The organism is Actinoplanes awajinensis subsp. mycoplanecinus (assembly GCF_001509495.1).
Lineage (GTDB): Bacteria > Actinomycetota > Actinomycetes > Mycobacteriales > Micromonosporaceae > Actinoplanes > Actinoplanes palleronii.
In genome coordinates this window covers 70,767-88,673 of sequence record NZ_LLZH01000342.1, presented here as the reverse complement: position 1 = coordinate 88,673, position 17,907 = coordinate 70,767, and the positions used below count along the sequence as shown (strand labels likewise).

Annotated in this window: 18 protein-coding genes; 9 read left to right on the top strand and 9 right to left on the bottom strand. The window is 72.2% G+C overall.

The window, feature by feature from the left end:
• Positions 1–185: 185 nt before the first annotated feature.
• From ADL15_RS48610 to ADL15_RS48585, 6 genes are all read right to left on the bottom strand, one after another.
• Entirely contained in the window at positions 186–1,019 is an 834-nt protein-coding gene (locus ADL15_RS48610; RefSeq protein WP_067707543.1) for an ABC transporter permease, read from the bottom strand.
• Positions 1,016–1,927, bottom strand: a complete 912-nt coding sequence (locus ADL15_RS48605) for an ABC transporter ATP-binding protein (protein ID WP_067707538.1) — start codon at positions 1,925–1,927, stop codon at positions 1,016–1,018. The genes ADL15_RS48610 and ADL15_RS48605 overlap by 4 nt, the downstream gene beginning before the upstream one ends.
• 13 nt (positions 1,928–1,940) lie before the next feature.
• Complete coding sequence (locus ADL15_RS48600) at positions 1,941–3,065, bottom strand: LolA-like protein (RefSeq protein ID WP_083972634.1); 1,125 nt, start codon at positions 3,063–3,065, stop codon at positions 1,941–1,943.
• A 302-nt stretch (positions 3,066–3,367) separates the two neighbouring features.
• Positions 3,368–4,057 (bottom strand): hypothetical protein, encoded by a 690-nt coding sequence (locus ADL15_RS48595; protein WP_157442081.1) that lies wholly within the window; start codon positions 4,055–4,057, stop codon positions 3,368–3,370.
• The gene (locus ADL15_RS48590; RefSeq protein WP_269748450.1) at positions 4,054–4,596 is read right to left on the bottom strand and encodes a SigE family RNA polymerase sigma factor; all 543 of its coding nucleotides are present in this window, start codon (positions 4,594–4,596) and stop codon (positions 4,054–4,056) included. The genes ADL15_RS48595 and ADL15_RS48590 overlap by 4 nt, the downstream gene beginning before the upstream one ends.
• A 223-nt stretch (positions 4,597–4,819) precedes the next feature.
• Positions 4,820–7,123: a putative bifunctional diguanylate cyclase/phosphodiesterase gene (locus ADL15_RS48585; RefSeq protein WP_157442080.1), complete on the bottom strand. Its 2,304-nt coding sequence runs from the start codon at positions 7,121–7,123 to the stop codon at positions 4,820–4,822.
• Positions 7,124–7,224: 101 nt separating this feature from the next.
• On the opposite strand from ADL15_RS48585, the gene ADL15_RS48580 reads away from it, so the two are divergent.
• The gene (locus ADL15_RS48580) at positions 7,225–8,559 is read left to right on the top strand and encodes a TrkH family potassium uptake protein (protein ID WP_067707535.1); all 1,335 of its coding nucleotides are present in this window, start codon (positions 7,225–7,227) and stop codon (positions 8,557–8,559) included.
• Complete coding sequence (locus ADL15_RS48575) at positions 8,552–9,220, top strand: potassium channel family protein (RefSeq protein ID WP_067707534.1); 669 nt, start codon at positions 8,552–8,554, stop codon at positions 9,218–9,220. Before ADL15_RS48580 ends, ADL15_RS48575 begins: the two co-directional genes overlap by 8 nt.
• A gap of 161 nt (positions 9,221–9,381) precedes the next feature.
• On the opposite strand, the gene ADL15_RS48570 is transcribed toward ADL15_RS48575, so the two are convergent.
• Entirely contained in the window at positions 9,382–9,771 is a 390-nt protein-coding gene (locus ADL15_RS48570; RefSeq protein ID WP_067707527.1) for an ATP-binding protein, read from the bottom strand.
• 187 nt (positions 9,772–9,958) lie between these two features.
• Here ADL15_RS48570 and ADL15_RS48565 point away from each other — a divergent pair, with 187 nt between their 5' ends.
• Positions 9,959–10,369 (top strand): hypothetical protein, encoded by a 411-nt coding sequence (locus tag ADL15_RS48565; protein WP_067707524.1) that lies wholly within the window; start codon positions 9,959–9,961, stop codon positions 10,367–10,369.
• Positions 10,370–10,542: 173 nt separating this feature from the next.
• Positions 10,543–11,562: a lysylphosphatidylglycerol synthase transmembrane domain-containing protein gene (locus ADL15_RS48560; protein WP_157442079.1), complete on the top strand. Its 1,020-nt coding sequence runs from the start codon at positions 10,543–10,545 to the stop codon at positions 11,560–11,562.
• Here the strand turns inward: ADL15_RS48560 and ADL15_RS48555 are convergent.
• On the bottom strand, positions 11,541–12,011 hold the full coding sequence (locus ADL15_RS48555) for a MarR family winged helix-turn-helix transcriptional regulator (protein ID WP_067707518.1): 471 nt from the start codon (positions 12,009–12,011) through the stop codon (positions 11,541–11,543). The genes ADL15_RS48560 and ADL15_RS48555 overlap by 22 nt on opposite strands.
• A 73-nt stretch (positions 12,012–12,084) precedes the next feature.
• Between ADL15_RS48555 and ADL15_RS48550 the strand changes: the two genes are divergently transcribed.
• Both ADL15_RS48550 and ADL15_RS48545 read left to right on the top strand, forming a co-directional pair.
• The gene (locus ADL15_RS48550; protein ID WP_067707516.1) at positions 12,085–13,119 is read left to right on the top strand and encodes an LLM class flavin-dependent oxidoreductase; all 1,035 of its coding nucleotides are present in this window, start codon (positions 12,085–12,087) and stop codon (positions 13,117–13,119) included.
• Between the two features lie 3 nt (positions 13,120–13,122).
• Positions 13,123–13,800: an NADPH-dependent F420 reductase gene (locus tag ADL15_RS48545; RefSeq protein ID WP_067707513.1), complete on the top strand. Its 678-nt coding sequence runs from the start codon at positions 13,123–13,125 to the stop codon at positions 13,798–13,800.
• Here the strand turns inward: ADL15_RS48545 and ADL15_RS48540 are convergent.
• Positions 13,797–14,588: a YwqG family protein gene (locus ADL15_RS48540; protein WP_083972632.1), complete on the bottom strand. Its 792-nt coding sequence runs from the start codon at positions 14,586–14,588 to the stop codon at positions 13,797–13,799. The two genes, ADL15_RS48545 and ADL15_RS48540, sit on opposite strands and share 4 nt — an antisense overlap.
• Positions 14,589–14,640: 52 nt before the next feature.
• Here ADL15_RS48540 and ADL15_RS48535 point away from each other — a divergent pair, with 52 nt between their 5' ends.
• The 3 genes from ADL15_RS48535 (at position 14,641) to ADL15_RS48525 (ending at position 17,902) form a co-directional block, all read left to right on the top strand.
• A complete protein-coding gene (locus tag ADL15_RS48535) occupies positions 14,641–16,266 on the top strand; it encodes a GGDEF domain-containing protein (protein WP_157442078.1) in 1,626 nt (541 codons plus the stop codon).
• A gap of 128 nt (positions 16,267–16,394) precedes the next feature.
• Complete coding sequence (locus ADL15_RS48530; protein ID WP_067707509.1) at positions 16,395–17,189, top strand: RNA polymerase sigma factor SigF; 795 nt, start codon at positions 16,395–16,397, stop codon at positions 17,187–17,189.
• 248 nt (positions 17,190–17,437) lie between these two features.
• The gene (locus tag ADL15_RS48525; protein WP_067707506.1) at positions 17,438–17,902 is read left to right on the top strand and encodes an ATP-binding protein; all 465 of its coding nucleotides are present in this window, start codon (positions 17,438–17,440) and stop codon (positions 17,900–17,902) included.
• Positions 17,903–17,907 lie beyond the last annotated feature (5 nt).

Sequence of the window (17,907 nt, the reverse complement as noted above, 5' to 3'; positions counted from 1 at the left end):
TCGATGCCATCGAGACACCCCTGAGAACCAGCCAGAGTCTGGGGGCGCGCCTCGGTCGTGACCCGCAGCGGCGTCGCGGGGCCGCACGGGCGGGACGTGGCTCGTAGCCTGCGGGCGAGCGCTCCGCATTCGTACCGAATAGGGCACGTCAGCCGCAGCGGACCTGGCGCCCAGAAGCGGTGCGTTCAGTTGGCGACGTCCTTCGTCAGGAAGTTGGCCCAGGCGGCGCCCAGCAGGACGGCCAGATAGACGAGCTGGATGCCGGCGCCGCGTTCGATGTCGCGCCAGAGGACCGGGTCGCGGAAGAAGTCGACCCAGGCCAGCCAGTAGCGGGTCGGGAGGTACGGGCGGATCGCGGCGGCCGCGTCCAGCGTGACCAGGACCTGACTGGTCACCAGGACCGCCAGCGCGCCCATCGCGGCGCCCAGCGAGGAGTCGGTGACCGTGGAGAGGAACAGGGCGATCGCGGCCACCCCGAGCATCGAGATCACGATGTACGCGACCGTGCCCAGCAGCCGCAGCGCCAGGCCGGCCGGGCTGATCGTGACGCCGGACAGCGAGGTCACGTCGGGTGGCAGCGCGACACCGGCCGAGCTGGTCGACACCCCGAACAGCAGAATCCCGGTCAGGTACGACGTGACCAGCACCGACACGATCGCGAACAGCACGAACGCGACCAGCGAGATCAGCTTGGCGACCAGCAGCCGGGTGCGGCTGACCGGCCGGATCAGCAGGTAGCGCAGCGTGCCCGCGGACGCCTCGCCGGCCACCGCGTCACCGGCCAGGACCGCGACCGACACCGGCAGGAAGACCGGCAGCACCAGGGCCATCGCGGCGGCCGGGTAGAGCGCGCCGTTGCTCAGCACCGCGGACAGGAACGCGCCTCCCTGACCGGGCGGCGGCGGGATCCGGGTGGTGGCCAGGAAGATCGCCACGGTCAGCGGCAGGGCGCAGAGCAGCGCCGCGATCACGTACGTCCGTGGCCGCCGGAACAGTTTGGCCAGCTCGACCCCGATCATCCGGCTGCCTCCACGCGGTCCGAGCTGGTCGTGGTCGCGTCGAGGACGACCTGTTCGAGGGTGCGGCGTTCGGTGGCGATCGCGGTGACCGTCACCCCGGCCGCGACAAGTTCCGCGTTGAGCGCGCCCGGGTCGTCGTGCCGGACGGTCAGCACCTCGCCGTCGCGGTGCTCGACCCGGCCGTCGAGCAGCGCCACCACCCGTTCCGGGGTCGGGCTGCCGACCGTGACCCGGCCGGTCGGGGCGCGCAGCGAGCTCAGGTCCTCCTGCAGCACCAGCCGGCCGCGGTCCATCACACCGACCCGGGTGCAGAACGCGTCGATCTCGGCGAGCAGGTGGCTGGAGAGGAACACCGTGGTGCCCTCCCGGTTGAGCTCGTCGAGCAGGTCCCGGATCTCCCGGATGCCCCGCGGGTCGAGGCCGTTGGTGGGCTCGTCCAGGATCAGCAGCTTGGGCTGGCGCAGCAGCGCGCCGGCCAGGCCGAGCCGCTGCCGCATGCCGAGCGAGTAGTTGCGGACCGGGCGCCGATCGATACCGGCCAGGCCGACCCGTTCCAGGGCGTCGCCGACCCGCTGCCGCCTGTCCTTGCGCCGCCCGCCGGCGCCGGCCGCGTCGAAGAGCGTGAGGTTCACCCGGCCGGACAGGTGCGGATATGCGCCCGGCCCCTCGACCAGCGCGCCGATCGACGGCAGCACGTCCTGGATCCGCTTGGGGACCGGCTGGCCGAGCACCTCGATCTCGCCGCGGGTCGCGAAGACCAGGCCGAGCAGCATCCGGACCAGGGTGGTCTTGCCGGAGCCGTTCGGGCCGAGCAGGCCGTAGCGGTCACCCTCGCGCACCTCGAGTTCGACGCTGTCGACCGCGACGGTCCGGCCATAACGCTTGGTCAGATCGTGCGTGATGATCATCCAGCGACCCCGGTCATCCGTTGACTCCGGCCAGGCCGGTGGCCACCCGGCGCAGCAGGTCCGGGCCGACCAGCCCGGCGACCAGGAACGTGCGGTTCCGGTTGCGGACCGCGAGCACGTTCAACAGCCCTGTCTCGATCACCGCGGCCTCGTTTCCGTCCGGCACCGGCACCTCCAGTCCATACGTGGTGATCTGCCGGAATGCCCGCCCGCCGGAGCGTCCCGGCAGGGCGAGCACGACGAACGACGCGAGTCCGGCGCCGTACACACCGGCCGCGGACACGCCGGCGACCGCGTCCCGGCGGGGGAGCCCGGCCAGCGTGGCCGGCAGTGGTGCGGGCTGCCCGCGGTTGAGGGCGCTGAGCGCGTCCGGCGCCTCGGCGACCGAGTAGCCGATGCCCGGCCGGGGCGCGGGCGGGGTCAGCACCCCGGCGTCCGGCGCGCCGAACCGGATCTCCAGGAACCGGGTGACGAACACCGGCCGCGCCCCGCCCCGCGCGGTCACCTCGACCTGCAGCGGCAGCCCGTGCTCCGGGTCGGCCCAGATGTCCACATGCGCGACGGTGGTGCCGGTGCCGGCCGGGGTCAAGCGCATCCCGGCCGCCTCCACGCCGGCGACCCGCTTGGCGTCCAGCGGGGTGAGGCTGTCGCCGGCGGCGGCCGACAGGACCTGCCGGGCCAGCGCCGGCGGGGTGAGGTCGGCCGCCCGGGGGAGCCGTACCGGCTGGGCGCCCTCGATCCGGGTCAGCTGGTTGTCGCCGAAGTCCCAGGTGAACTGGGCCTCCGGGGTCTGGTAGAGACCGTGCTCGGTGCCCTCGCCCAGCACGTCGACCCGCCAGCGGTCCGGTGCCGCGTACCAGGTGCGCATCTCGGTGGTGCCGCTGACCAGCGCGGTGACCTGGGTGAGATTGGGCAGGGCGGGGAGTCCGAGCAGGCCGGCGCTCTGTGCGTACCCCTGATGGGCCTGAATGCCGGAGGCCGCGATCCGGGAGCGCAGGTCGGCCGGGTCGACGCCGGCGGCCCGGACCGGCCAGACGTTGACCACCACCGGGACCGCCGCCAGCACCAGGACGAGTCCGAGCACGACGGCCCATCGGCGCATCCCCTGCGCGGTCACCACGGTGCGGCCGATGTCCATAGTCCAGCAACCGTACCCACGATCACCGCCGACCCGCGCAAGATCGCTCCGGCTCTTGGTCACCCCGCCGGCGCATGACCGCTCCGGCTCCCGGTCATCCCGCCGGCGCCAGACCGCTGCCGGTCCCGGCCGCAGCGCGCGTGCTGACGCGAGACCGTGGCCGCTCACGACCGCAGCGCGACTCGGGGCCCCGGCTGGTCCTCAGGGGTGTCTCACCGGCCTTGAGGCACCCCTGAGGACCAGCCGGCAACCGGAGCCGCGCCACGGTCCCGCGCGGCTCCGGCCCCGGCCGGTGCTCAGGGTCACTTGCCCGTGGCGGCGGCCATCCGGGCGATCGCTTCCGGGCTGACCCGCAGGCCGGCGCCGAGCTCGAGCAGTTGGTCGCGGCTGAGCGGCACGTCGGCCTGTACCGTCGCGTAGACCTGCGGCGACACCGAGATGATCAGCTGCCAGGTGGGGCCGATCGGGTGCAGCACCGCCTCGTGCCCGGCCACGGTGACCTTCTCGCCGTCGACCGGGTCGCGGTAGGAGCGCTGCTCCAGGTAGATGCCGATCTTGCCGCCGAGGTCGCGGGGGTCGTACATCGGCGCCTTCGACGGGTCGACGCCCGGCGACGGGTCGCGGACCGCGTCCGGGGCGATGGTGAGGCCACCCTCGTCGTCGTTCTGGACGAAGAACCCGGCCGGCACCTTGGCGATGGTGAAGTACCGGGGCTGCTCCCCGCGGTAGTCGACGAGCCGCAGACCGGCGACGGTGCTCTCGGCGACGGCCGGCGCGGGCGGTGAGCCGGGCCGGTTGCCGACGACGGCTCCGGTGAACGAGACCGCGGCGACGATCGCGGCGACCCCGAAGGCCGAGCCGGCCACCGTACGGGCGGTCCGCCGCCGCCGCACGGCCCGGTGCGCGCGGGCGAGGTCCGCCGTGACGGTGTCGCTGGTGGCGGTCTCGATCGGCCCGCCGAAACGGTCGAGCCTGGTGTGCAGATCCATCATCGGTGCGCTCCCTGCGGCAGTGTGATCAGGGCGGCCCGCGGTTGTCCCAGCGCGGCTCGCAGTTTGTCCAGCGCCCGGGCGGTCTGGCTCTTGACCGTCCCGGGTGAGCAGCCGAGCGCCTCGGCGGTGTCGGTCACGTCCATGTCGTGCACGAAGCGGAAGACGATCGCGGCGCGCATCCGCGGCGGCAGCTCGCCCAGGGCCCGGGCCAGGTCCGGGTCACCGTCGTCGGCCGCGGCGCTCACCCGCTCCGGCACCTCGGCGAACGACCGCTCGAAGCGCCGCCAGATCCGGCGCCGCTCGTCCATCAGCGCGTTGAACAGCGCGCGGCGCACGTAGGCGTCCGGGTTGGCGGCCCGCCGGTAGGCCGCCCACGAGATGTAGAGCTTGGTCAGCGCGGTCTGCACCAGGTCTTCGGCGAGGAACGGATCGCCGGCGGTCAGCAGCCGGGCGGTGTGCAGCATCCGCCCCCGGTGCCCGGCCACGAACGCGGCGAACTGGCTGTCGTGCTCGGCTGTCCCCGAGCTTTCTGGTTTCACGTCCCTCAAGACCGTAGTGCGCACGGTCCAGGTTGCACGCCCCTAGGAAAACCCGATTTGGTACGAATACGGAGCGGCCGTCCGCAGGCTACGAGCCGAGTCCCGCCCGTGGGGCCGACGCGAGACCGCTGCACGTCGAGGCCGAGGCGCGACTCCGGGTTCCGGCTGGTGCTGAGGGCTGTCTCAAGGCCGCTGAGGCAACCCTGAGCACCAGCCGACCACCTCAGGCAGCGACCGCGGCGGTCTGGAACGTGGCCTCGAACGCCTCGGCGCTCATCGGCCGGCCGAACAGATAGCCCTGCGCCAGCCGGTAGCCCGCCGCGTGCAGCCGCTCCGCCTGGTCCCGCGTCTCCACGCCCTCGGCCACCGCGTCGATGCCGAAGTCCGTGGTGAAGCCGATGATGTTCTTGACGATGATGGCGCCCGCGTCCTCCGCGCGGTCGCCGCTGACGAACGACTTGTCCACCTTGAGGACGTCGACCGGGCAGGTCATCAGCAGGCTCAGCGACGAGTGGCCGGTGCCGAAGTCGTCGAGGGCGATCCGCAGGCCGAGCGCCTTGAGCCGGTTCAGCTGATCGATAGCGGTCTCGGCGTTGAGGACCGCGGTCTCGGTGACCTCGAGCAGCAGGTGGTCGGTGCCGGCGCCGGTGGCCCGCAGCGTGGCGGCGACCGCGTCGACGAAGTCCGGGTCGGCGAGCTGGCGGGCCGAGACGTTGACGCTGATCCGGCCGGGCGCGCCGGCGCCGAACCGGGCGGACCAGTCGGCGCTCTGCCGGCAGGCCTGCTCGAAGACCCAGGCGCCCAGCTCGTGGATCACACCGGTGCGCTCGGCGACCGGGATGAACACGTCCGGCGGGACCAGCCCGCGCTCCGGGTGCTGCCAGCGCAGCAGCACCTCGGCGCCGGTCGTCACCCCGTCGGGCAGGCTCACGATCGGCTGGTAGAGGACGAAGAACTGGTCGCCGGCCAGCGCGCCGCGCAGGTCGGCGGCGAGCCGCGCGGTGTCGTCGGCGGCCCGGTCCATCCGCGGGTCGAACCACTGCCAGCGCTGACCCCCGGCGGCCTTGGCGGCGTACATCGCGACGTCGGCGCGGCGCAGCAGCTCGGCCGGGTCGTCGCCGGGCTGGACACTGGTGACGCCGATGCTGGCACCGGGGGTGAGGATGTTGCCGTCCAGATCGGCGGGCCGTCCCACCGCGGCGACCAGGGCGGCGAAGTCCTGGTGATCGGGAAGACCGGGCAGGACCAGCGCGAACTCGTCGCCGCCGAGCCGGGTGACCAGGGCGCCGGGGCCGAGCGTCGCGGTCAGCCGCCGGCTGGTCTCCTGGATCAGCCGGTCGCCGATCCGGTGGCCGAGCCGGTCGTTGACCGCCTTGAAGTCGTCCAGGTCGAGCAGCGCCACGTGGAACGTCCCGCCCGCAGTGAGCAGCCGTGAGGTGTGCTCCTCGAACAGGGTGCGGTTGCCGGCGTCGGTGAGGCTGTCGTGGGTGGCCTGGTGGGTCAGCCGGTCCTGGTAGTCGCGCAGCTGGTTCAGGTGCCCGTCGACGGTGGTCAGCAGCCCGTGGTTCTCCCGCAGCGCGATGATCTGCCGGATCACGACCAGCGCGGTGAGCGCGACCGCCGCGGTCTCCATGGTGCGGGTGGTGGCCGGGTCGCCGCTGCCGGTGGTCAGCAGCATCGTGTCGGTGATCGCGACGGCGAAGTACGGCACGACGCTGATCCGCGGCCGCCCGGAGCGCGGCCGCGGTTCCCGGTTGCCGGCCCGCTGCTGGCTGATCGCGGAGAGATGGATGGCCAGCGCGGCCACCGGCACGGCGATCAGGGCGCTGGACAGGTAGGGGCGGCCGGCCAGCAGCAGCGACACGGCGCCGAGCACGCCACCCAGGGCGGCGCCGGTGGCCAGGATGTGGATGGCGCGGCGGTCCAGCCGGCCGGCGCCGGCGAACGCGACCTTGATGAAGGTGGCCATCGACAGCCCGGCCACCGCCATGATCACCAGCATCGCCCCGGCGCCACCGGTCTGGCTGACCCACTGCTCGTGGTTGCGCAGCGTGAGGTTCCAGACGACGGCGCCCACGGTCAGCATCACGATGCCGGAGTCCAGGCCGAACCGGATCCAGTCGCCGCGGCCGCGCTGCCAGGACGGCAGCCGCAGCAGGGCCCACATGGCCGTGCCGAGGGTGCCCAGGTACCCGGCCAGGGTGATCATGCCGATCTCCTGGGACGGCGCCGGGCCTCCGGTGGCGTCGTTGATGTTGGAGACGATGCCGGCCACGAAGAAGCAGCAGGCCACGGCGAGGTGCCGCCAGAACCGCCGGGTCTCGGCGTCCAGATCGGCCTGCCGGCTCGCCGTCCAGCAGGCGTGCCCGGCCAGCACGGCGGACACCGGGATGGGCAGCCAGCCGATCACCGGATGCGGGTAGACGTGGGTGAAACCGCCGATCAGCCAGGCGCCGCAGAACAGCGCCACGACCGCGGTGACGAGCAGCGGCCCGTTCCGTCGGTCGAAGATCGGCAGGCGCGGCACGTGTTTCTCCCAGGGTCCTCGGCGTCGTCGTTCACCATCGTCGGCCGCCGCGCCGGGGAGCTGAGATCTTCACCGCGGCGCCGGGGTGATATGCACGACCGGTGCGATCTCCCTGGCGGTACCCGGCCCGCATCGTGCCGCTCGCGTTCCTCGGCGCGATCCTGCTCGGCACCGGCCTGATGATGCTGCCCGCCGCACGGGCCGAGCCGGGCCACGCCCCGCTGGTCACCGCGCTGTTCACCGCGGCGTCCGCGGTCTGCGTGACCGGTCTGTCGGTGGTCGACACCCCGACGTACTGGTCGACGTTCGGCCACGTGCTGCTGACCGTGCTGTCGCAGATCGGCGGCTTCGGCATCATGACCCTGGCCACCCTGCTCAGCCTGCTGGTGTCGCGCCGGCTCGGGCTGCGGGGCCGGCTGCTGGCGCAGGCCGAGAGCGCCGGTCTGACCGGTGGCAACCTCGGCGGGGTGCTGCTGCGGGTGGCGGGGGTCATGGTCGTTTCGGAGGCCGCCATCGCCGCCGTGCTCACGGTCCGCTTCTGGCTTGCGTACGACTACAGCCTCGGCCGCGCCCTCTGGGAGGCGATCTTCCACGCCGTCCAGGCGTTCAACAACGCCGGGTTCGCGCTCTACCCGGACAGCCTGGTCCGGTTCGTCGCGGATCCGTGGATCTGCCTGCCGCTGACGTTCGGCGTGCTGGCCGGCTCGATCGGCTTCCCGGTGGTGTTCGAGCTGGTCCGCGAGTGGCGCAAGCCGGACGCCTGGTCCACGCACACCCGGCTGACCGTGTGGGGCACCGTGCTGCTCTCCGGGTTCGGCTTCCTGACCTTCCTGGTCTTCGAGTGGGGCAACCCGGGCACGCTGGGCCCGCTCGGCACCCCGGCGAAGATGCTCGCCGCGTTCACCCAGGACGTGATGACCCGCTCCGGCGGCTTCAACACCGTCGACCTGGGTCACACGTACAGCGAGACCACGGCGGTCACCACCGCGCTGATGTTCATCGGCGGTGGCAGCGCGAGCACCGCCGGCGGCATCAAGATCACGACGTTCCTGCTGCTGGCGTACGTCATCTGGGCCGAGCTGCGCGGCGAGCCGGACGTGGTGATCCACCGCCGCCGGATCGCCGAGGAGACCCAGCGGCAGGCGCTCACGGTGGCCCTGATGGGTGTCGCCCTGGTCGCGTCCGGCACGCTGGCACTGGACGCGCTGACCGACGGCGTGCCGTTCGACCGGGCCCTGTTCGAGGTCACCTCGGCGTTCGCCACCGTCGGGCTCAGCACCGGCATCACCGCGAGCCTGCCGCCGTCCGCGCAGGTCCTGCTCGTCGTCCTGATGTACGTCGGCCGGGTCGGCACGATCACGGTGGGCACCGCGATCGCGTTGAACACCCGCCGCCGGCACTACCGCTACCCGGAAGAGAGGCCCCTCGTTGGCTGAGAGAAGCGCGTCGAGCGACAACGTGGTGGTGATCGGTCTCGGCCGGTTCGGCGGCCAGGTCGCCGCGTCCCTGCTGGACCTCGGGTACGAGGTGCTCGGCATCGACACCGACCCGCGGATCGTGCAGGACTGGTCGGACCGGCTCACCCAGGTCGTCGAGGTGGACGCCACCGACGAGGACGCGCTGCGCCAGCTCGGCGTGCACGAGTTCCCGCGTGCGGTGGTCGGCATCGGCACCAACCTGGAGACCAGCGTGCTGACCGTGCTCACGCTCACCGAGCTGGGCGTCGGGGAGATCTGGGCCAAGGCGACAAGCGTCAAACACGGCAAGATCCTCAAGTCGGTCGGCGCCCAGCACGTGATCTTCCCGGAGACCGAGATGGGCGAGCGGGTCGCGCACCTGATCACCGGCCGGATGCTCGACTACATCGAGTTCGACGACGACTTCGCGATCGCCAAGGTCCGCGCGCCGCGGGGTGCGGCCGGCCGCACGCTGCAGGACCTCGGGCTGCGCAACACGTGGGGGATCACCGTCGTCGGCACCAAGCGTCCCGGCGAGGACTTCACGTACGCGACGCCGGAGACGGTCGTCCCGCAGGGCTGCGTGCTGATCGTGGCCGGGGACACCGCCAAGGTGGAGGCGTTCGCGGCGGCGACCTGATCCGGACATGGCGAAGGCCCTCACCCGAGTGTCGCGGGCAGGGCCTTCGTCAGATACCTCGACCGGGAACGGGGATCTCAGCCGTCGAACCCGGTCGGTTGTGTTGTGGCTAACACTGCCCGGTAGTGGCCGGATTCAACCATGGTTTCCGACTTGATTGCTCAGGCGGCGGTGACGCAGGCGGCGGCCATCGCCAGCTCGGCCCAGACGACCTTGCCGGCCTGGCTGGTGCGGGTGCCCCAGGCGCTGGTCACCGCGGCGACGATCAGCAGCCCGCGGCCGCCGATCCGGCGCGGGTCGGGGGCGCGGACGCTGGGTGCGGCGGAACTCTCGTCGAACACCTCGACGAGCACGCCCTCGCGGCGCCGGGTCAGCACCAGCTCGCCGCGGCCGCCGGCGTGCTGGACCGCGTTCTGCACCAGCTCGCTGATCACCACGAGAGCGTCCCCGGCCAGGTCGGTGAGCTGCCAGGTGGCGAGCACGTGGCGCACGGTCCGGCGGATGGCCGCGCTGCCGTAGCCGTACGCGAAGGGCATCCGCAGCGTCTCCATGCCCCAGTTTTACCCGATTGTGGCCAGTCGATGCGAATTGATCACAGTTCCGGCGAGTCGGCGTGACCGATCGGTTTCATCGGGCTGAACGGCGGGCATCAACCGGGACAGGAGTTCGGAGGCGAGCCTGGTGTGACACGGCTCCCGCCGCTCGCAGTCCCATCCATCACCACCTGGAGAAACGACAATGAAGATGATGAAGCTGGCCGTCGGATTCGCCGCTGGATATGTGCTGGGCACCCGGGCCGGCCGCGAGAAGTTCGAGCAGATCGCCGCGACCGCGCGCAAGGTCGGCAGTCACCCCAAGGTGGTGCAGGCGCAGGAGAAGGCGACCGCACTGATCAACACCGGCGTCGAGAAGACCAACGCGAAGCTGGCGTCGATCGCCCCGGAGTCGTCCTCCACGACCCCCGCGCCGTCGCACGTCACCCCGTCGCCGTCGCTGGTCACGGCCGGCGCCACGTCGGTGACGCCCACGCCGTCGCCCGTCACGCCCACGCCGTCCACCACCACTCCGGTCGTGACGCCCGCGCAGGCGAAGCCGCGGACGTCCTCGGCCACCACGCGTGGCACGAACAACAGTGACCTGCTGAACTGACGCACGACTCGCAAGCCCGGTGGAGACGACGGTCTCCACCGGGCTTTTTCCGTGGCGGAGCCGGAACCACCGGGCGTTCGGATTCCCGGGCCCGGCCGTATCGTCGCTGGTGGTCGCTGTGAAGCCCGCCTCCGGATGGGGACATCGGCGGGCCGGGCTGGCATGCTGTGCCGATGCTGTCGACCCTGCGTTCCGGGACCCGGCGCTGGAACGCCGAGTTACCGCCCGTGGTACGGCGATGGTGGCGTCCCGCGCTCGGTCTCACGGTTACCGTGGCCATCCTGGTCACTCTGCGTGACCAGCTGCCCGATCTGAGTTCCCTGCTGACCGTCTGGCAGGACGTGGATCTGCGCTGGGCCGCGGCCGCCGTGACCGCCGGGCTGCTCTCCCAGGCCGCGTTCGCCGAGCAGCAGCGCCTGCTGTTGTCCGGTCTCGGGGTGCGGCTGCCGCGGGACAGCGCGGTCGCGTTGACCATCAGCGGGGCCGCGGTGAGCATGGCCGTCCCGGCGGGCGCGGCGGTCGCGACCGCTTTCACCTTCCGGACCTTCCGGCGGTACGGGGCGAGCACCGCCGTGGCGACCGCCGTGACAGTGGTCTCCGGCGTCATCTCGATCCTGAGCCTGGCACTGCTCTATACGCTCGGCTGGCTGGTCCGGTCGGACGTCGCCGCCACCGTCCAGGTGCCCGAGGTGCTCGGCGTGGCCGCCGTCCTGGTCGCGGCCGTCGTCGCCGGGCGGATGCTGTGGCGTCGCCGCCCCGCCGTGCCGGTGGGGCCGGACTCCCGGCTCGGCCGGCTGCTCGCCGCCGCCGGGCGGACCACCCGGGAGATGGCCGCGCTGCCGCCCCGGCGCTGGGCCTCGGTCGTGGCGGCCGGGATGACCAAGTGGGTGCTCGACCTGTTCTGCCTGGCCGCGGCGGCCACCGCCTGCCACGCCACGCTCGGCTGGTGGCGGATCGCGGTGATCTACCTGGGCATCCAGATCGTCCGGCAGATCCCGCTGACACCGGGCGGCACCGGCCTGATCGAGGTCGGCATGCTCGCGGCGCTGGTGGCCGCCGGCTGCAGCCACCCGGTCGCCGCCGCCGTGGTGGTGCTGTACCGCCTGATCAGCATGTGGCTGGTCCTGCTGATGGGCATGCCGGCCTACCTCTGGCTGCGCCGGGACTGGGCTCAGCCCGCCACGTCGTCCTGAAGGTGCGCGCGCAGCGCGGCGGCGATCTCGGCCGCCGCGGTCAGCTGGGCCGGGGTCAGGGCGTCGACGAACAGCTCCCGGATGGCCCGCAGGTGCGGTGCGGTCGCCGCGGCGAAGGCGTCCGCGCCGGCCGTCGCGAGCACCACCTGCGCGCCGCGACTGTCGCCCGGGTGCTCCTCACGGCCGATCAGCCCGCGGCGTTCCATCCGGCCCAGGTGATGCGACAGCCGGCTGCGTTCCCAGCCGATGTGCGCGGCCAGCTCGGACGAGCGCATCCGGCGATCGGTGGCCTCGCTCAGCGCCAGCAGCACGGTGTAGTCGCCGGTGGACAGGCCGGTGTCGTGCTGCAGCCGCCCGGCGAGGCGCCCGCGCAGCACCTCGGTGCTCTCCAGGAACTCCCGCCAGGTCCGCAGTTCGTCTCGGGAAGGCAGCTTGCGCTGGCCGGGCATAAACCTTCACCTCCGGTGGTTGACGTGTCAATCATAGGCGGTTGACATGTCAATCATCAGGGAGCGCGGCACCATGACGGACCTCATCTTCGGGCTGGACACCTTCGGCGACGTGCCGGAGGACGACAACGGCACGCTCGTCTCGGACGCCACCGCGATCCGGCAGGTCGTCGAGGAGGCCGTGCTCGCCGACGAACTGGGCGTGGACGTGATCGCGCTGGGCGAGCACCACCGCCCGGAATACTCGATCTCCACGCCGGAGACGGTGCTGGCCGCGATCGCCGCCCGCACCTCCCGGATCAAGCTGGCCTCCGGCGTCACCGTGCTCAGCTCGGACGACCCGGTCCGGGTCTTCCAGCGGTTCGCCACCGTCGACGCGCTGTCTAACGGCCGGGCCGAGCCGATCCTCGGCCGTGGCTCGTTCACCGAGTCGTTCCCGCTGTTCGGCTACGACCTGAGCGACTACGACGTGCTCTTCGAGGAGAAGCTCGAGCTGTTCGTGAAGCTGCTCGACGAGAAGCCGGTGACCTGGAGCGGCACCACCCGCCCCGCGCTGACCGACGCCGACGTGTTCCCGAAGACCGAGTCGGGCCGGCTGAACGCCTGGGTCGGCGTCGGCGGCTCGCCGCAGTCGGTGGTGCGCACCGCCCGGCACGGGCTGCCGCTGATGCTCGCCATCATCGGCGGTCAGCCGGAGCGCTTCGCGCCGTACGTCGACCTGTACCGGCGGGCCACCGAGCAGCTGGGCACCGTGGCGCACCCGATCGGGATGCACTCGCCGGGGTTCGTGGCGGACACCGACGAGCAGGCCAAGGAGCTGTTCTACCCGTACTACAAGGTGCAGCGGGACCGGATCGGCGCGCTGCGCGGCTGGCCGCCGTTGCGCCGGGCCGAGTTCGACGCCGAGGTCGACAACGGCTCGCTCTACGTCGGCTCGCCGGACACCGTGGCCCGCAAGATCGCCCGCGCGGTGACGGCGCTCGGCGTGGGCCGCTTCGACATGATCTACACGGTCGGCGCGCAGCCGATCAGTGCGCGCCTCAAGGCCGTCGAGCTCTTCGGTACGACGGTGCTGCCCCAGGTCCGCGACATGCTGACGGAGAAGTGACCCATGACCACTCTCGGCATCCTCGGCGCCGGCAAACTCGGCACCGTGCTCGCGCGGCTGGCCGTCGCGGCCGGTTACGACGTACTCGTGGCGGGTTCCGGTGACCCGAAGAAGATCGCCCTGATCGTGGAGGTGCTCACCCCGGGCGCGGTCGCGGTGACCGCGGCCGAGGCGGCCGCGCGTGCCGACGTGGTGGTGCTGGCGCTGCCGCTCGGCAAGCACCGCACCCTCCCGGCCGGCGCGCTGGACGGCAAGCTGGTGATCGACGCGATGAACTACTGGTGGGAGGTGGACGGCATCCGCGCCGACCTCACCGACCCGCGCGCCTCGTCCAGCGAGATCGTGCAGGCGTTCCTGGCCGGGGCCCGGGTGGTCAAGGGCTTCAACCACATGGGGTACCACGACGTGGAGCAGGAGGCCCGGCCGGCCGGGGCGCCCGGGCGCAAGGCGATCGCCATCGCCGGTGACGACGCCGCGAGCGTCACCGCGACGGCGGCGCTGGTCGACGCGCTCGGCTTCGACCCGGTTCTCGCCGGAGGGCTGGCCGAGGGCGTACGGATGGAACCGGGCGCCGAGCTCTTCGGCGCGAACACCGACGCCGAGCAGGTCCGTGCCCTGCTGGCCGCGTTCCCGGAGTCGGACCGGGGCCGCGCGGTCCACGCGGCCCGCTCCGCGGCCTAGGGGTTCCAGTCGACCAGGATCCGGGCCTGGTCGAAGTGCCGGGCGGCCAGGTCCTTGCGCCGGATCAGCCAGAAGATCGTCGCGCCGCCCGGCCGGACGCCGTGGAACTCGGCGACCAGCACCCAGTCCTCGACGTTCGCCTCGGTCTCGTCGAAGTCCCAGTCCTCGTCCTCGGGCCGGCCGGCCGCCCGGACCGGGTCGACGCCGTTGTCGTCGGTGCCGTACCCGCCGAGCAGCAGCGGCTGCCACAGTCCCCGGTCGGCGAACACCTCGCGCCACACCGCGGTCAGCTCCTCGGACCGGTCGTGGCCGGGGACCGCGCCGACGTAGGGCAGTGAGACGTCGACGCTCAGGTGCAGGTCACCGGGCGCCAGCAGGGCATAGACCTCGGCGTACTCCGGCTCCTCGGGGGTGAGGCCCTCCGGGAACTCCGGTCGTTCCCGGAGATCGGCGCCGGCCGGCACGTAGACCATCCGGCCCCAGCCGTCCTCCTCCGGCCAGCCGAACAGCAGCAGCGAGCCGTCGGCCGGCAGCGGCAGATCCGTCGCGCCGGCCGGCAGCGCGGCCAGGTCGATGCCGGCGATGAGCGGGAACATCGGGTCCTCGGCGTCGGCGGGCAGCAGCACCGGCCCGCGGATCGCGCCGGCCACCGGCCCGTCACCGTCCCTGGTCAGCACCGCACACGGGCGGGCGAGCCCGAGCCAGCGCTCCACGTCGGGGGCGGGGATGCCGCGCCGCAGCGCCTCGGCCCGGAACTGATCGATGATCTGCGATTCTCGATTCGTCACCCGCAGGACCGTAGAGCACGGCTACGACAGTCACGCCGCCCGACATCTCAGGATGGCCCCGGCCCGGCCGATGACCCTGAACGTGGAGACACCCGACGTCGCGCTCGACATCGAGCTCACCTTTCTGGAGGACCGTCCCCGGTACGGCATGGACCTGGACGAATGGTTCACGCGGGCGGCGGAGGCGGAGGCGGCCGCGCGGGAACTCGGGCGCACCGACATGTCGATGCGGGCGCAACTGGTCGAGGCCGACATCATCGGCCGCCGTGGCGACGTGATCACCAGCGGGCAGATCTACCGCCAGGTCAACGCGTGGGCGATCGAGAACGGCCATCCGCGTCTGCTGGTGCTCAGCCACCTGCGGCTGTCGCCGTACTTCGGTCAGCTCGGTGACTACCCCACGGCGCTGGAGCACGCGCTCGACGCCATGAAGGCGGTCGCCGAGATGGGCGACGGCGCCTCGGCGTTCCTGCGCTGGCGCAGCGTGATGGCCCTGGCCGACGCCCTCGCGGACGTCGACGACATCACCGGCGCGCGGCTGCGCTACGCCGAGGCCGAGCGGCTGTCGATCCCGCTGCGCGACGTCCGGGTCCGGCTCCGGGTCTTCAACAACCTGGCGTTCACCGAGCACCAGGCCGGCGAGAGCGAGCTGGCCGAGCGGGCCGTGGCCCGGATCCTGCAGCTCGCCGCCGAGCACGACGTCACGCTCGACTACAACACGCTCGACACGGTGGCGAACGTCCAGCTCGGCGCGGGGCGCTTCCTGGAGTCGGTGCAGACCCTGCTGCCGGCCCTGGACGACGAGTACGCCATCGCGTACGAGGAGGTCGGCTCCCGGGCACAGTGCCTGGTCACCCTCTCCGGGGTGCACCGCCGGGCCGGCGAGCTGGACAAGGCGCAGGACGCCATCGACCGCTGCCGGCTGCTCTGCGAGCACCGCCGGCTCTCCGGCGTCGCCGTCGACGTGCGGCGCGAGCAGGCCGAGATCTGGGCCGCCGCGGGCCGGTACGCCGAAGCGCTGGAGGAGTACAAGGCCTTCCACGCCGCCGCGATGGCGCTGATCTCCAGCGAGCGCGACGCCCGGGCCAAGACCCTGCACGCGATGTACGAGGCCGACGAGGCCCGCCGGGCCGGCGCCCGCGCGCAGGAGCTCTCCCTGCGGGACCCGCTGACCAGCCTGTTCAACCGCCGGTTCGTCGACGTGGAGCTGCCGGTGCTGCTCGGCCAGGCCGAGGAGGACCGGGTGCCGCTGTCGGTGGCCGTCGTCGACCTCGACCACTTCAAGCGGATCAACGACACCTGCTCGCACGAGGTCGGCGACCGGGTCCTGCGGGTGGTCGCCGAGCTGCTGACCACCGCGGCCGCCGGCGCGCCGGGCGCGTTCGCGGCCCGGCTCGGCGGTGAGGAGTTCCTGCTGGTCCTGCCGGGGATGGACGCCGCGCAGGCGTACCTCTGGGCGGAGCGGCTGCGGGTGGCGATCCAGGGCTACGGGTGGCGGCCGACGACCGGGGACGTGCCGGTGACCGCCAGCATCGGCGTCGCGACCTCGGCCGAGGGGTTCCGGACCCAGGAGGCGCTGCTGCGCCAGGTGGACGTCCACCTCTACGCGGCCAAGGAGGGCGGCCGGAACCGGACCTCCGACGGCCCCCTCGAAATGCTCATGCAAAAAGCATCATGAGCCACTTATGCATCAACCTAACGGTTTGATATAGCTGACCGTTCGGGTGGTTTCAGACGTTCGGATCTTCGGGAAATACGTGCGCCACCGACACCCTCCCGTAGTGGTCGAACCGAGGAGCAACCCGCATGACTGTCATCGCTGAAGCCGCAGTCGAGACCGACGCGTCGGCGAGCACGGACCAGGCCGGCGACCTGATCAACGCGATGGCAGCCGTGCCGGCCGGCCATCCCTCCCGGCCCGCCATGCGGGACCGCGCGATCGAGGCGTGGCTGCCGCTCGCCCGGCACCTGTCCAGCCGCTACGCCAACCGCGGCGAGCCCCGCGACGACCTCTACCAGGTCGCCGTGGTCGGCCTGATCAAGGCGGTCGACCGGTTCGAGCCGGACCGCGGTGTCGACTTCGCCGGCTTTGCGATCCCGACCATCGTCGGCGAGCTCAAGCGGCATTTCCGCGACAAGACCTGGTCGGTACGCGTGCCGCGCCGCCTGCAGGAGCTGCGCCTGGCGATCACCGCGGCCAACAACACGCTCACCAACGACCTGGGCCGCTCGCCCACGGTCGCCGACATCGCCCGGCACCTGGAGATCAGCGAGGACGAGGTGATCGAGGGCCTCGAGGGCGCCCGCGCCTACAACTCGACGAGCCTGTCCACCCCGGTCACCGAGGGTGGCTCCGAGCTGGGCGAGACCCTGGGCGGTGAGGACTCCGCGTTCGAGGAGGCCGAGCTGCGCGTCGCGCTCGGCCCGGCGATGTCCGCCCTGGACGAGCGCGAGCAGAAGATCATCACGCTGCGGTTCTACGGCAACCTGACCCAGTCGCAGATCGCCGACCAGATCGGCATCTCACAGATGCACGTGTCCCGGCTCCTGACCAAGGCCCTCGCCAAGCTGCGCCGTGGCCTGGACGGCGCGCTGGTCTGATCGTCCGTCGCCGGGTCCGGTCTCCTCGGGGTAGGAGATCGGTCTCGGCGCCATCACGACCGCAACGAGTGGTTCGGCCGTGTCGATCCTGGGGAACGCTGCGGGCACGAATCGGGACATGACCTCACAGTCGGCACTGACGTGCCGTACTTCAGGTTTCCGAGCTGAATCTTCTGCAGAGGTACACGGGGGCGATGGAAAATCCGGATCGCGGCATAGTCGGAGCCGATCGGGGGCACAGGCGTGCGATGGAGCCGATCCGCACCTCACCGCCACCGCCGCACGCCGCGCAGCTCCGTGTGTGGACCCTGACCAGCACCGCCGAGCTCCAGCAGCTGCGGGCCGCCCTGCAGCAGGAACTGAGCGGCCACCCGATGCTCCCGGACGACGACCACGGTGACGTGCTGGACGGGATCGTGCTGGTCGCCACCGAGCTGGCCACCAACGCGATCCGGCACGGCCTGCCGCCCACCGAGATCCGCCTGCTGCGCAGCGACGATCACCTGATCCTGGACGTCGCCGACCACGACCTGACCACGATCCCGGAGCTGGCCGACACCCGCCCGCTGCACGCCGGCGGTCACGGCCTGCACCTCGCCCAGGCCTTCTCGCTCGACGTCGGCTGGTACGCCACCGAGGACTCCAAGCACATCTGGGCGATCTTCCCGACCCAGGGCGAGTCCCGGGTGGGCAGCGCGGCCGGCCCCTGGTAGGCGAT

Bases quoted from the DNA above. Each gene is read 5' to 3' on its own strand.
- ADL15_RS48610 (WP_067707543.1), bottom strand. From the start codon at position 1,019: ATGATCGGGGTCGAGCTGGCCAAACTGTTCCGGCGGCCACGGACGTAC.
- ADL15_RS48605 (WP_067707538.1), bottom strand. From the start codon at position 1,927: ATGATCATCACGCACGATCTGACCAAGCGTTATGGCCGGACCGTCGCG.
- ADL15_RS48600 (WP_083972634.1), bottom strand. From the start codon at position 3,065: ATGGACATCGGCCGCACCGTGGTGACCGCGCAGGGGATGCGCCGATGG.
- ADL15_RS48595 (WP_157442081.1), bottom strand. From the start codon at position 4,057: ATGATGGATCTGCACACCAGGCTCGACCGTTTCGGCGGGCCGATCGAG.
- ADL15_RS48570 (WP_067707527.1), bottom strand. From the start codon at position 9,771: ATGGAGACGCTGCGGATGCCCTTCGCGTACGGCTACGGCAGCGCGGCC.
- ADL15_RS48565 (WP_067707524.1), top strand. From the start codon at position 9,959: ATGAAGATGATGAAGCTGGCCGTCGGATTCGCCGCTGGATATGTGCTG.
- ADL15_RS48560 (WP_157442079.1), top strand. From the start codon at position 10,543: ATGCTGTCGACCCTGCGTTCCGGGACCCGGCGCTGGAACGCCGAGTTA.
- ADL15_RS48555 (WP_067707518.1), bottom strand. From the start codon at position 12,011: ATGCCCGGCCAGCGCAAGCTGCCTTCCCGAGACGAACTGCGGACCTGG.
- ADL15_RS48550 (WP_067707516.1), top strand. From the start codon at position 12,085: ATGACGGACCTCATCTTCGGGCTGGACACCTTCGGCGACGTGCCGGAG.
- ADL15_RS48545 (WP_067707513.1), top strand. From the start codon at position 13,123: ATGACCACTCTCGGCATCCTCGGCGCCGGCAAACTCGGCACCGTGCTC.
- ADL15_RS48535 (WP_157442078.1), top strand. From the start codon at position 14,641: ATGGCCCCGGCCCGGCCGATGACCCTGAACGTGGAGACACCCGACGTC.
- ADL15_RS48530 (WP_067707509.1), top strand. From the start codon at position 16,395: ATGACTGTCATCGCTGAAGCCGCAGTCGAGACCGACGCGTCGGCGAGC.
- ADL15_RS48525 (WP_067707506.1), top strand. From the start codon at position 17,438: ATGGAGCCGATCCGCACCTCACCGCCACCGCCGCACGCCGCGCAGCTC.